General features: G+C 53.5%; 11 protein-coding genes. 8 read left to right on the top strand and 3 right to left on the bottom strand.

The window, feature by feature from the left end:
* Positions 1–168: 168 nt before the first annotated feature.
* Positions 169–1,143, bottom strand: a complete 975-nt coding sequence (locus tag QMX98_RS03415) for a DNA replication terminus site-binding protein (RefSeq protein WP_124097830.1) — start codon at positions 1,141–1,143, stop codon at positions 169–171.
* A 440-nt stretch (positions 1,144–1,583) separates the two neighbouring features.
* A complete protein-coding gene (locus tag QMX98_RS03420) occupies positions 1,584–3,086 on the bottom strand; it encodes a UvrD-helicase domain-containing protein (RefSeq protein WP_124097831.1) in 1,503 nt (500 codons plus the stop codon).
* 148 nt (positions 3,087–3,234) lie between these two features.
* On the opposite strand from QMX98_RS03420, the gene QMX98_RS03425 reads away from it, so the two are divergent.
* Positions 3,235–3,555, top strand: a complete 321-nt coding sequence (locus QMX98_RS03425; RefSeq protein ID WP_124097832.1) for a hypothetical protein — start codon at positions 3,235–3,237, stop codon at positions 3,553–3,555.
* Between the two features lie 100 nt (positions 3,556–3,655).
* Complete coding sequence (locus QMX98_RS03430) at positions 3,656–3,997, top strand: hypothetical protein (RefSeq protein ID WP_124097833.1); 342 nt, start codon at positions 3,656–3,658, stop codon at positions 3,995–3,997.
* A 159-nt stretch (positions 3,998–4,156) separates the two neighbouring features.
* On the opposite strand, the gene QMX98_RS03435 is transcribed toward QMX98_RS03430, so the two are convergent.
* Complete coding sequence (locus tag QMX98_RS03435; protein ID WP_124097834.1) at positions 4,157–5,023, bottom strand: replication initiation protein; 867 nt, start codon at positions 5,021–5,023, stop codon at positions 4,157–4,159.
* A 1,016-nt stretch (positions 5,024–6,039) separates the two neighbouring features.
* Here QMX98_RS03435 and QMX98_RS03440 point away from each other — a divergent pair.
* The 6 genes from QMX98_RS03440 to QMX98_RS03465 all read left to right on the top strand — a co-directional run bounded on the left by QMX98_RS03440 (position 6,040) and on the right by QMX98_RS03465 (position 12,342).
* Complete coding sequence (locus QMX98_RS03440) at positions 6,040–6,519, top strand: partitioning protein (RefSeq protein WP_124097835.1); 480 nt, start codon at positions 6,040–6,042, stop codon at positions 6,517–6,519.
* A 210-nt stretch (positions 6,520–6,729) separates the two neighbouring features.
* Positions 6,730–7,863 carry a ParA family protein gene (locus QMX98_RS03445; RefSeq protein WP_124097836.1) on the top strand — a complete coding sequence of 378 codons (1,134 nt, stop codon included), beginning with the start codon at positions 6,730–6,732 and terminating at the stop codon, positions 7,861–7,863.
* 153 nt (positions 7,864–8,016) lie between these two features.
* Positions 8,017–9,033, top strand: a complete 1,017-nt coding sequence (locus QMX98_RS03450; RefSeq protein WP_023101939.1) for a ParB/RepB/Spo0J family partition protein — start codon at positions 8,017–8,019, stop codon at positions 9,031–9,033.
* Between the two features lie 390 nt (positions 9,034–9,423).
* Positions 9,424–9,729 (top strand): hypothetical protein, encoded by a 306-nt coding sequence (locus QMX98_RS03455; protein WP_023101938.1) that lies wholly within the window; start codon positions 9,424–9,426, stop codon positions 9,727–9,729.
* Positions 9,730–10,648: 919 nt separating this feature from the next.
* The gene (locus QMX98_RS03460) at positions 10,649–11,632 is read left to right on the top strand and encodes a hypothetical protein (RefSeq protein ID WP_023082874.1); all 984 of its coding nucleotides are present in this window, start codon (positions 10,649–10,651) and stop codon (positions 11,630–11,632) included.
* A 65-nt stretch (positions 11,633–11,697) separates the two neighbouring features.
* Entirely contained in the window at positions 11,698–12,342 is a 645-nt protein-coding gene (locus QMX98_RS03465; RefSeq protein ID WP_282410258.1) for a hypothetical protein, read from the top strand.
* Positions 12,343–12,509 lie beyond the last annotated feature (167 nt).

The following is a 12,509-nucleotide window of genomic DNA, read 5'->3' on the forward strand; positions in this document are numbered from 1 at the left end:
ATTCCATGCCAGTTACCAAACACGCCTACCTGAGCGGTTTAGCACCACTGATGACCTAGGCAGATTAAATGAAAGGCAGAAAAAACCTGTCATTTTGCGCAGCATCAAATGGCCGCGATTTAACATAATCCCTATTATGCGAATAACTGATTGATAAATAAGGAAAATCTATTTCCGGCCTGCGGCGTCTTTGACCGACTCTCGGTACGTCGATAGCACCTCAAGCCCATCCGGCGCGCTGGGCTCGTGGGCAACTGATTCCGCACTGGATGAGGCTACGAAAAAGCGCCCCCCAGGGAGTGCCGGTAACCGCTGCTTTACGTCAGGCCGTTTTGCTGATCGTGCGTCTCTATCGAAGTCCTTGAGGCCAACGATTCTTGCAGCAGGTTGCCCGTCAAGTACGAAGAATGGGAGGTTGGCATGGAGCATTGCGTCGTAACGGCTGCGTTCGGAAAACCACAGCATGGCCCGTGGATGCGGAGCGATAGGCTTTGGCACATCCAACACATCGGTTTCAGCCATGTTCGCGATGCTGCGGAGATCGATCCATTGGGGGCTATTTACCACCGGCTCGCCGGTGGCCATAGCCTTTTCATGGGCCTCGGCGAGCAGTACCTCACGGACGTGGCCAACAGTGACACGCTCTTTTCCTGAGGTGTGACCGGCCCAGGTGAATGTGATCTGTCTTGGGGCCGCATCAAACACCTGGATTGCGCGCTTCAGCTGGTTGAGAGAGAAATTTTTCCCCAGGGCCTGGCGCATGATGTGGGAGCGGCGGCTAACGGCGACGTTGCGAAACACGCGCTCAGCCTCGATCGCGTCCACCAGCTCGCTCTTGCAGCGATTCACCGCCCTACCCTCATCGAGTATCGATCCGGAGAGGATAAAGTACCCCGGCAAACGCAGCACGGTACCTGGAGCCTGGCCGAGATCGCGCTCAAATTCGCGTAACGCCTCTACAGCGACCTTGATTGCGTCACTTCCTGTCAGCACCTGGACACTGATTCGAGATGGCGTCCTCTGTTCAGTGAGGAGCGGGATGCGCCATATCATCCCGCCGACAACCAATGCGGGCCACTTCTCATTGAAAGCCCCAACGGTTTCGACCAAGCGCTCGTAAGCGGAAACAATTGCGTCAGTCATTTAGGCATCCTCATAATACCACCCCTTCACTCCGGCTATCCCTTGCGCCCTCCTCCCCCTCCGCTCCATGTTAACCAGAAGCGACGCCGAGGGTGCGAAAGCCATCTCGCGATTGAAGGGGTGGTATTATCGAGTATCCCAAAATCCGCTCACAAAAAACCCGCTCGAGGCGGGCTTTATTTGCTACGTGTCAGCTCAACGAACTCGGACTGCCTCAAGGGACAACAGATCCTCAATGTGATCCGCAGCATCGGCCCGCAAACGGCTCTCCAACCTTTCTCGACTGATGTGTTCAGTTTCGCTCGGCTCAACGAGCAAGACTACATAGCCTTGATCCCGCAGCTGCTGAAGCAAAGCTGCCTGGCCTGTAGAAATGGGCATGAGAATATCTCCTGTGATCAGTGGGTGGTTTTCGAAAGTCGAAGCATGCTCGAGGAGCACTACGCGGCAGCTACCTGCTTCTTCTTGAAAACCATCGGGGTATTTGGCTTGCGGCCGTCACGCCGGTCGACGAACTCTTTCATGATCTCCAACATCGTCGAGTTGACAGCAAGAACTCGCATGGCGCGGGTACACGCGACGTAGAGGAGGTTCATCTCATCAATCCATGGTTCCTTTTCGTTCTCTGGATTGAATGGATCGAAGGTGAAATCTTCAGCCAGTTGCACCGCATCCCACTCCAAGCCCTTCGAACGATGCGCGGTGCTGAGAGTGATGGTGGCTTCAAGCTCATCGGTGACAGCATTACGCCGCAGCTTGGCAAATAACTCTGGGAGATCCGCGCTGTACTGCTCGATGATCTTGATCGAGCGGTTCATCTCAGGGTCTTGGCTTTCATCGGCAATCTGCTTGTAGAGATCGTAATCAGGATATTCCTGGAGGAGTTTTTTCCCCTTCACTCGGTCACGCCACCCCTTCGATAGCGCATGTAGGTCTTCAAGATCCTGGAGGTTGTAACCCTCGATCCCCCCAACCCAGTAGATCTTTGCGCCAGTCTCTACATTGGCCAGCGCCGTCTCGATCACTCCAACCACCGTCCGGCAGAGTACGGTGCGATGTTCAAGGTCAGCAGGTAGTGCCTTGGAAACACGAGTCTCGCCGCCAAGCCCAGCCAGTTGGCGGGATTCACCCTTGAACGCGAGAACCATGTTGGCGACGTGCGCAACGGCAGACCCGAACCGAAACGACTGAGTGAGGTAATGGACTTCCGCTTTGTCGAGCCAGGTTGCATTGAGAGCATCTACGGCCCCCCTGAAGCGGTACAGCATCTGATGGCCATCACCACAAACGACCACACCCATACCGTATGCCGCCTGCTGCGCAAGCACACCTGCAATCACTGGATTGATGTCCTGTGCCTCATCTCCAAGCGCGATATCGTAACGGTCCCGCAAGTTTGGTTTCGAGAGAGCCCAGAGCTTTAGGTACCCATCGTGCGTAATGTTCGCAGCCTCGTTATGGATGTCGCACATTTGCCCCCAAAGCTGCCTGGCTCCTTCTACGATGCTGCCGGCGGCGCGCTTCATTCGCTCCGTTTTCAGCTTACTGACAGGGCAGTGACAGAGCTCGATGTCGTCATCCGCGCTTGCCAAATAATTATTCAGCGTTTCTTGCACGCTGCGCACCAATTCCCAGTTCTGAGAGCCGATAATCCTTGCGATGTCGGTCAGGCGTAGGTTGCTCGTGAGCTTGTGTCTGTACTTCGATCCGATCGACGCATAAGCCAAGCCGTGGGCTGTTTTGCACGTCACGTTCGGCGGAAATTTTTGCTTGGCAGCAATCTCGACGCTTTTGTTGTAGCAGAGGTAGAGCAGACGACATTGAGGCCGAGCCTTGGCATAGCCAACAAGCGTGGTGGTCTTCCCAGTTCCAGCAAAAGCCACCAGCTTGACGATACGGGCCAACGAGTTAATCGCTGGCCCCTGTTCGTGGGTGAAGTTCATCCCTTGGATCTCCGTTCTGATATGGCTCCATGGTTGCATAGCCACGCACAAACCCAAGCGGGGTGCTGCTAGCTCTGTCCTTTACAGGATTTGGGTATTTCTGGAGAGCTGGCAATGTCTTCTCACACCCGGAATCAGAGCAGCAATCATGAATTACGACGAGATCCTTTCTTGCTATCAGCGTCTTCTTGAAGCCAATCCAGGGAAAGCATTGCAAATCGGCGACGATTGCTACGCGGTGCTGATCAACGGAACCTTGAGCGGGGCATACACCACCCTGGATGGGGCTGTTGATCTCGGGACAACCTTCGACTTTGATCGCGAATCTTGGGATGCCGAATGCGAGTGCTGGGACGGAGATGTTTCTGGCATGCAAACAGCATTTTGCGTAGCCACTCCCACCCTCGTTGATCTCCCACCACCTCCCGCGGGAAATAGCACGCCCAACCAGGAGGGAGAAGAATGCTAGGGTTCGCCACCAATCCGACGCAGAACAACGCCAGGGGAATTCCGTTTGGGATTTACAGGATTGCTGGCAGGATGACTGCATATCAAGGGAGCCGTAGCTTATGACAGCCATCCAACTTTTCCAGCACCGCCAATCGGAGCCGGCATGCACCGATCTGATTCAGATGATTCGTGACGGCATGATTCGCCGGCTCAAGCGGTTTGTTGTTGAACCTTACGATGATGGCATCACCTGGGGGATTCAGACAGTCGCCATAGCAACACCTGATGCCGATGACGGCGACCAGTTTCCGGTTGTGATTGTCGACCTCCACGAAGACGACCAGGCTGCAATGTCGTTTGCCCTGAGCGTTTTCGACGCACTCAAAAATGCAGGCCGAGCAACAGGCGAGGATGTATGCCAATGGCGGCGAAGCCTCTTTACGCTTGTGCCTAATTACTGAGCTCTGCGCGCTCCAGACCGGGCCAAGAAAAACCCGCCATTAAGGCGGGTTTTTTGTGGGAGCGGCACCAAAAGGGCGGCAAATGACGACATGGGCGGAAAAAAGGCACAGACGACACTGCTCACAAAGGCACAAACGGTCGTCAGATGACGACGCATGCTAATCAGGCTGATCTTCTTCATCCGCCGAAACAGCGAACAGCAGTCCAGCTTCCTGAGCTTCAGCCAACTCGCCCAGGGGCTTAGTGACCAGCCATTCGCTTTCTTCGGCAGGGTCATACTCAGGAAGCGGTGGAAGATCCTCAGGGTCAAGTTCCAGATTAAGCGGGAGCTGTGCGAGATCACAGAAGGTGAATTTGATTGCGATCACCTTCCGCCCTTCCCTTCTCAACTCGTAGCTGACATCCAGATTGCTCTTTGTCTTCAGCTCCTCAACTGCCGGATCTATGACCCTCTGGCGGAGGTTGTTGAATCGTTGATATGCATCCGACAAGCCAAGGGCTACCCGCAAGGCTTCAACCTCGATGTAGGCCCATCCAGTCTTCCGAAATTGCATCAGCATCTCGAACAGCCGGAATGAATGGCTCGAGTCCAGGCAGGCTACCCGACGTAGATCATAGCTAGTCACTTTGCTGTACAGCATCGTGAGATAGGGCATGACATGAATGGTGAACGACAACTCAACGCGACCTTCACCATCCAGGTATTTGGCCCGATCAACCCAGCGCTTCCGCTCCATGCCGGACCCGTCAAAGGTCTTGATGTCGCGCTCGTACAGCTCATCAGCTGCCACTTTCATCTGCTCATAGGCATGCCTGAGCTGGACGCCGTAGATATCCGAATAGTCCACGGCCGACACGGACACCTTTTTCGGCATGGGCCTTCGTGGATCGAGCTTGCTGATAGCCGCGAGGATCAACCGCTGCTCGTTGAGGGTCAGTCGGTACGACGCGGTAATCAGCGTATTGGATTTCGTGACCCGGAGCGGCTTAGGTTCAGGTTTAGTAGGTTTGGGTAAATTGGACATGTCTGGCCCTACGATTAATAACGGAACCCTACAGAGAGATTCCTCTGTAGTCGATACCCAGGAGTCGTCTAATCTCTAACCTCCAGTAACCATGGGCCTTACAGCCAACCACCTGTTCAGATAGCTCGAAGGTGCATGGATCTGTAGTCGATAGGTGGCAGCCGTAATATGTAGTCGATTAGCTTCCCCTCCGGCGCGTACAACAGCCGTAATCTGTAGTCGATGGCGCGCGATACCTCCGATCCGCAGCCGTAATCTGTAGTCGATAGCAAAGAATTGGGCGTCACTGCTGCCTGGTAACGCCCATCTAGGCATAGCCGTAATCTGTAGTCGTATCGAGCAAATGGCTAGCACAGCAGCCGTAATCTGTAGTCGATTGGCTCCGAGAAGGGCAGGCAGGACTGTTTATTGGCGATTCCACACCAAATCAAGGCAACGCGAGGGGAAACGTCAAAGAAACGACGGAAAGAATAAAATATTCTTATAAAACAACGACTTACAAAACAACACCCGCGTACACAGGCCGCTTTGGCAAATTCAGCACACAAAATTGCTTGAAATCGAGCCTTAAAAACTCAAACTCGTGCTATGCGCACAAGCCTACAGCCGGAATCTGTAGTCGTTAGACGCAGCCCCAGGCCCCCTCATATAGGCTGTGGATAACGGCCGGAATCTGTAGTCGTCATAGCCGGAATCTGTAGTCGCGTCAGCCGGAATCCATAGTCGCAAAGCCGGAATCTGTAGTCGCAATACCGTAATTTGTAGTCGATGCTCCTCTGGAAGCCACGTGGCACTAGGGCTCCAGCCCCTTAAAAACAAGAGAACAACAAGAGAAAAACAGTTAAAAGGCTTTTAAAACTGGAAAGCTAATTTTTCTGAGGTTGAGGAGCCAAAGCCAAAAGCAGACTCAGAGTCCAAGTGCCGTTTTTCCGACGACAATTCGGTTGGAAAGCAGCACACCCGCCAGGTCGGTGAGGAGAAAATGATCCAAACCGAACACGACCTGGAGGAACCCAATGAACACTGCCGCTTACGCGGGCGTCGCAGCTTATCTGCTCAGCATGGCGGCTATAGCGCCGGAGCCGGTAAGCCTAGCTGTAGGCGTTACGACGATCGTAGACGTCCAGCAGCGCTACACCATCATTGACAAGATTGGTACGTCCTACACCGGCGGGCCGGTACTGAACCTTTCAGAGTGGGAAGTCAACCTCGATGGTGTTACTGACATCCAGCTGGCCTTTAACGCTGAAGGGGTCCTGGATGTCGCTACGGTGAAGGCTGACAAGCTCCATCTGGAGGAGGTGTTAGATAGCTTCAGGAACCAACTACAAATCAGCACTGATGAATTTGGCCTTGGCTTTGAGAACGTGACCTTCTTCTCTGGCACCACCGAGGTGGTTGTCGAATCGCATCCCCTAGACACTCAATTCACAGTCAACTACATCAGCGCTGACTTCAAACGCGCACGTACCCAAGCTCAAAAACAGTACGCCTAACCAGATCATAGAACTGCCCTGCCCTCTCCATGAAAAATCTAGTTCGCGTCCATACTTAAAAAACAGCCATTAACCCGAACTGACCGGCAGAACCAGCAGCCTTCAGTTCGGGATAAGCAACCTAAAAAAGACCCCTACCGTGATTTAGCCTTGAAAATACGGCTTTACGTATTATCATCCACCCTGTATTCAGCAAATGCAGGGATTGTCATGCAGCAGTCAAACGAGCAGTTTGAAGAAGAAACGGTCAATTACACCGACTTCGACACCCTCCTCTACCCTCCCCAGTTCGCGGCCGACTGCTTCGGCCTTACCACCCGTCGCCTCAAAGACATTGAAGACGAAAACGGCATCGAAATTCGACGGGTCCCGCGCGGAACTGTCACGTCGAGGGCTTATACGCTTCGCGATATTTTTGACATCGCAGCGCTTCGCCGAGCGAAAGGCTACGCAAAGGGTCTGCCTCGCCAGATTGTGATTTCGACGTTCGTGCAGAAAGGCGGTACTGGAAAGACGACAACCTCAGTCAACTTTGCGGTATTCCTTCAGCTTGCAGGTCTACGTGTGCTTTGCGTTGATAACGATCCCCAGGGCGATTCGTCCAGCGTGTTTGGCTACGATCCCGATCTCGCGCTATCAGATCTCGAGGCAATGGGAATACCTGCCGATCGCTATGTCGCCGGCCACTTTGGTAGCCTCCTGAGTCCAGATCTCCGGGTGAGATGTTTTGATCCCATGACTTTCGAGGAGGTCGTCAAGAAGCCATTCGGTGAAAATGGGCCACACCTGATTCCGGCGGATGCGTACCTTGAAGACCTGGCCGTCGCACTCGATGCCGAAAACAACATGGACTTCTGGTATGCCGGGTGGCTTGAGCGGGCGCGTAGCGGAGAAATCCCAGGGGTCGATATCTCCTCGTATGATGTGATTTTGTTCGACAACGCGCCTACCGCCTCCAGGCTCACCAAGAACTCCATCGTTGCCAGCGACTTTGTCCTCTGCCCCGTGCGGATGGACAAATTTTCGTTCAGGGCTCTGATGCGGCTTAACGACTGGATGGTTCGATTTGCGAAAGCATATCGGCGCTCTCCAGGGGTGCTTGCTATCCCTACGATGTTCATCCGTAACCGCAAACGCATCCTCAATAACCTGGTCGTCCTAAACGATCTTTTCCCTGGTCGGGTATCAGAGGAAAAACTCTATTACTCCGAGGATTACGGAAAGGCACTTGATCAAGGCGTTCCCCTGCTTGTCTGGAAAGGTGCGTCTTCCAAAACGATTGACTCGATGCGCAGCGTGTTCGGTGAGGCGCTGAAACGAATACGCGATCTGGCCGCTCAGTGATTGAGGTGGTGCTCGGAGCACCAGGGCCGTTAGATTTAAGTGGTGCTCCGAGCACCAGCAGTGTATGCGAAGAATATTGGTGCTCGGAGCACCACTTAAAACTTGAGAATTTCAGTGGTGCTCGGAGCACCACCACTTGGTTTCGGAGGAAATATGGCCAAGTCGGAGGATTACCCAGGTCAAAAAAAGGCCCCCCCTCAGTGGGTCACGGGGGTTCGCCCACCCACGGAAATTGCTGAGCCCAATCTCAGGGTTTCCGTTGCAGACATGCTTGCCGCACAGCGGGCAGAACAGGAGGTCAGTGCTCCAAGTCCGGGCGCAGTGTTAGCTCCAGCATCAGCTAATAATGATGAGTCTGTTGCCGCAAGTGACAGCGGCGTTCTCGCTGAGGTAAAGGTCGATTCGATTCGGGTATCTCCCTTTCAGCCTCGCTTGACCTTCAGCGAAGCAGCTATTGAGGACCTAGCGAACTCGATCGCCTCTGTTGGGTTGGTGAAGCCGTTGACGGTCCGACCTGTAGGCGATGGAGCTTATGAGTTGATCGGCGGTGAGCGTCGTTGGCGTGCTCACAAGCTGCTCGGCAGGGAAACTGTGACTGCCTATGTGCGCTCCGTTACGGATGCAATGGCGAAGATCTTGGCCCTGACCGACAACGAGGGACAGGAAGCTCTAACCGAGTATGAGCGCGGACGTTCCTATGCCGCGATCATGCGAGCAGGGGAGGAAAGCTCGATTCGTGCTCTCGCGCGCAGAGTAGGTGTCAACCATTCGATAGTTAGCAGATGCCTTCTCCTTATGGATCTGCCAGAGGAAGTGCGAGCAATACTAGACACGAATCCGGGGCTTATCGGCGGGAAATGGGCAAAGGACTTCATTGAATTCAGTCGCACCGAGCCGGCGTTGCTTCTTCAAGCAGTTACCTCTATGCGCGATCATCAATGGACGCAGGAGCATGCCCTACGGTGGTTAGCGAAGGAGGTTGCCTCGCGTGATCAGCAGAAGACCCCGGGCAAGTTCACCGATAAAGAAATCAGTGGGATAGGCAAGGTTCGTGTAGATGGAAAAAAAGTCGAATTTCGATGCGAGAAAACGGTCGACGCGAAGCGGCTGGCTGAACAGTTTGAGGCCTTCTTGAAGACCATAGACCGCTCCCTGATCACAAACGAATGATTATCAATAATATTGTAATGAATTATTTCAGACGCGAAACAGGTTAGAAAACGAGAACACGAAGGCGAAATGCCATGACAGAATATGGTTTTCAGACTTCGAGATAGGGATATATGGCAACCGCAGTCGCGCAACCAGAGCTCAGGGTGCAACCGCAGACACGATTCACCGCGCTCGCACAGCTGTCAAAGATTGAGCCTGAGCATTTGCTCGGCCTGAGCCGTATCGAGCTGTTTTCTGTGATTTCAGAGCACTGGCTGAAGTGTTCGGCCCCTGCGCGGATTCACATGTTGAGCAGCGAGGATCGGTTCATCCGAGGCGAGGCGCGGGCTCAAAACAAAGCATTAAGCGTCACGCAAATTTGCGCAGACCAAGCGCCAGGGATTATCTATGAGCAATTCAACCAGACACCGTATCTCACTGGCGTATGAGCACGAAGGTGAGGTGCGGCAGGCTTCAGCCGAGCTGAACCTAACGAAGGCGAGCATCATCTTTAGCGCACTCCCGAGCATAAAATTCAAGGTCTCCCTGAGCGATCCTGAACAGGTCATATTGCAGTTGCCCACAGACCGCAAAGGAAAAAAACCAACGGTGTCTTGCGACATCTCCTCGATTCCTGAGCTGGAAGCGGCGATGGCAGAGGTGCGCAAGCAAGGCTGGCTCAGGCCGAAGGTGTCAGTGAGTAAGTGCGAATGAACCGTGGCCAATGCCTAGATCCGATTGGAGTCGATATCTAGGGCGCGCACAAGCTCATTCGCTTCCCTTGTTGTTTGAGCGCGCGCGAAGAGTAGGGCGAGCGCGATGGGCTTAGCACAGAAGCTCAAAGGGTGGCTATCCGCGGGCCATCCCATACTCCGGACGGGAAATGATCCACATAGATCTCCGCGATAACCTATGCTTTTACCACCGCCAGTTCGCTTTCCTTCTGTAGGAGCGGGTCGGCTTAACGGCGGTCAGAAAAGCTCAAAAAGCATCAAATTAATGAAACTTATCACGCCTTAAATGGTCTGTGATGGCCTAATGTTTGCTGTAGACATGGCCCTAGCTTATGCTGTGCTATGAGACAACTTTTTATAGGTGTTGCCGTCCTGCAACCAGTTTACGAGCTGAAAAGATGACGAACCTTTGACGCCGTTTTTGTGTAGTGATGCAGGACTGTATATTTATACACTGATTAGCATGCAGCCTTTGCCTTGACAGAAAATACCGAGATTCAGCCATGATCACAAAGATGCCGCCTCATGTAGTCAGAAGCTTTCCCTACTGGGAGACGCCACCGGAGCCGGGCCAGGATTTACATGAATTGAAATGGGGCGTCATGGAAGTCCTTTCAGACAAGTCGCTTAGATTCGTTGACACCAAACCAGATCAGGAAGCTCTCGAGGAATTAATAAGCCAACTTCAAGAGAAGATTTAATATTGATTTAGATTTATTGTCCTAGGCTTCTGTAGATCACAACCCCTGCTTAAACGGCAGGGTTTTTTTTGCGCGAATGTCGAAGGCAGGCCAGCAAGATGGCCGCAAATTCAGACGCAAAAACGACCTGAAAAGGCGTCATTTATTTATGTGTTCGACTTATCGTTCCTTGATAAAACCCGGAACGAGAAGCTGCTTATGCAAAGCTATGATTTGGCGTTTCACGATTACGCTCAGCTTTTTCCGCTAATCATCGGTGATGACTACGAAGCCCTGCTTGAAGATATCGATACCAACGGACAGCGTGCACCGATCGTTCTCTATGAAGGAAAGATCCTTGATGGGCGTAACCGATATCGCGTTTGCAAGGATCTGCTGATCGAACCACGAACAGAGGAATACACAGGAGATGATGCCCTGGGTTACGTCCTCTCTTTGAACCTCTACCGCCGGCAGCTCACCGTAGCACAACGGGCTTTGATCGCTGCCGAGCTGTCCTCACTGCGTGGGAACAGCGCTATCACTGTTGACCTGGAGAAAGCAGCCGGGCAGGAGTTGGAAGCCGCAAAGATGGCTATTGAGGAGGCAGCCAAAGTCCTGGGTATCAGCCCACGCTCTGTGTCTTCTGCCTGCAAGGTTGTCCGGGACGGCACCAAAGAGCTGTTAGATGCTGTCAAATCTGGTGAAGTGAGCGTATCCGCCGCGGAACAGGTGGCTAAGCTCGAGAAAGAGGCTCAGCAAGAGTTGTGTAGCCGCGGGCCTAAGGCAATACGTAAGGCCGCGAAGGACATGAGAGAGGAGGGCAGAGCGAAACCTGCGTTGTCCAATAAGTCACTTCCGCCCCCAGAAAAAAGCAGTCACCTGCCACCGCCGGTGCCGCTTGACGATGATGAAGATGCTGATTCAGCACACGAAGCGCCGGCTAACCAAATAGCCGCGATCGAGCAAGAGTCGGACATTTTCTATACCTCGGAGAGAAAGCCAGCGGCTCAGCTACTGTTCGAAATGGCTGATGCAGGAATGCAGTTTGGTCGAGAAGCTGAGGGCGTTGCCGACGACATCATGAATGAGGTTGAGGAAGGCCTCGATCTTCAGTTCCTTGCGTTTGTTGTGGACGTAGCAAAGAGGCTGGAGAATCGGGTGAAGGCAAAAATGCAGGCCAGATACGCTGAGGAGACGTGAGGGTTGGGATTTTTTGGAAGGGTGATTTCATAGGTTAAAGCCCGAACAGAAAAGGAGTACCCCACATGCAAACACCTCAGGACGACACAATAATGGATTTTGGCCCGAACCTCTTCGGTGGCGAGGGTGGCTCCGCGTCCAATTCTTCGGCTGATGATTCAGATGCTACGAACGATGCTCCGGATGCTCCGGATGCTCCGGATGGGGCGGCGAGTATTTCTCAGCAGATGGCTGAAGGTTGCACCGAAGAGAAGACAGCCGAGGCCGCCGGCGGCCAGGCGGGAGGTGACAATGCTCCCTCGAGCAGCAATGGTGCATCTGGCGTGAATACTGAGAAGGCAGCCACTCAAACCAAGGCAGGGAAGTCCGAAGTAGGCACCAAAGCCTTGTCCAGTGTGAAAGCGGCCGTGAAGGTTTTCGAAAGCATCAATGGGTTCGACGAAAAAAGCGCGACTCAGCGTACCGTTGTTCGCGATCTGATGCTGAAGCAGTCCGAAGCCATGGAACTCAAGCTCCAGGGCAAGAAACCCCCTGAGGGTGAAGACTTTGATGCCATTGCTAAGCAGCTCCGGCGCGAGAACAACCGCCTCGACTCCCTGCTTGAAGGAAAGGAATCACTGTTCGGCAAGGCCCGGAAAGCCGCCGAAATTGCGATCGAAAACATGCAGGGCGTAATTGCCGAAATCAACCGCTTGGAGGAGGAGGCTTAGCCCTCCTGGACGCCATGAACAAGAAACTGTTCGCCAACATTCAGTTTTACGCCTTCTGGCCTTGCGCCGGATACCTTGCAGGCTATGCATTCCTTGCATCGGCAGGCATGATCTAACCAGCAGCCCTAGCAAGCCTGGCGCGCCCCGTCACGGCTCAGGGCCATGAA

The organism is Pseudomonas sp. PS02303 (genome assembly GCF_029959925.1).
Taxonomy (GTDB): domain Bacteria; phylum Pseudomonadota; class Gammaproteobacteria; order Pseudomonadales; family Pseudomonadaceae; genus Aquipseudomonas; species Aquipseudomonas mandelii.

Coding starts and splice junctions, on each gene's coding strand:
- QMX98_RS03415 (WP_124097830.1), bottom strand. CDS start 1,143: ATGACTGACGCAATTGTTTCCGCTTACGAGCGCTTGGTCGAAACCGTT.
- QMX98_RS03420 (WP_124097831.1), bottom strand. CDS start 3,086: ATGAACTTCACCCACGAACAGGGGCCAGCGATTAACTCGTTGGCCCGT.
- QMX98_RS03425 (WP_124097832.1), top strand. CDS start 3,235: ATGAATTACGACGAGATCCTTTCTTGCTATCAGCGTCTTCTTGAAGCC.
- QMX98_RS03430 (WP_124097833.1), top strand. CDS start 3,656: ATGACAGCCATCCAACTTTTCCAGCACCGCCAATCGGAGCCGGCATGC.
- QMX98_RS03435 (WP_124097834.1), bottom strand. CDS start 5,023: ATGTCCAATTTACCCAAACCTACTAAACCTGAACCTAAGCCGCTCCGG.
- QMX98_RS03440 (WP_124097835.1), top strand. CDS start 6,040: ATGAACACTGCCGCTTACGCGGGCGTCGCAGCTTATCTGCTCAGCATG.
- QMX98_RS03445 (WP_124097836.1), top strand. CDS start 6,730: ATGCAGCAGTCAAACGAGCAGTTTGAAGAAGAAACGGTCAATTACACC.
- QMX98_RS03450 (WP_023101939.1), top strand. CDS start 8,017: ATGGCCAAGTCGGAGGATTACCCAGGTCAAAAAAAGGCCCCCCCTCAG.
- QMX98_RS03455 (WP_023101938.1), top strand. CDS start 9,424: ATGAGCAATTCAACCAGACACCGTATCTCACTGGCGTATGAGCACGAA.
- QMX98_RS03460 (WP_023082874.1), top strand. CDS start 10,649: ATGCAAAGCTATGATTTGGCGTTTCACGATTACGCTCAGCTTTTTCCG.
- QMX98_RS03465 (WP_282410258.1), top strand. CDS start 11,698: ATGCAAACACCTCAGGACGACACAATAATGGATTTTGGCCCGAACCTC.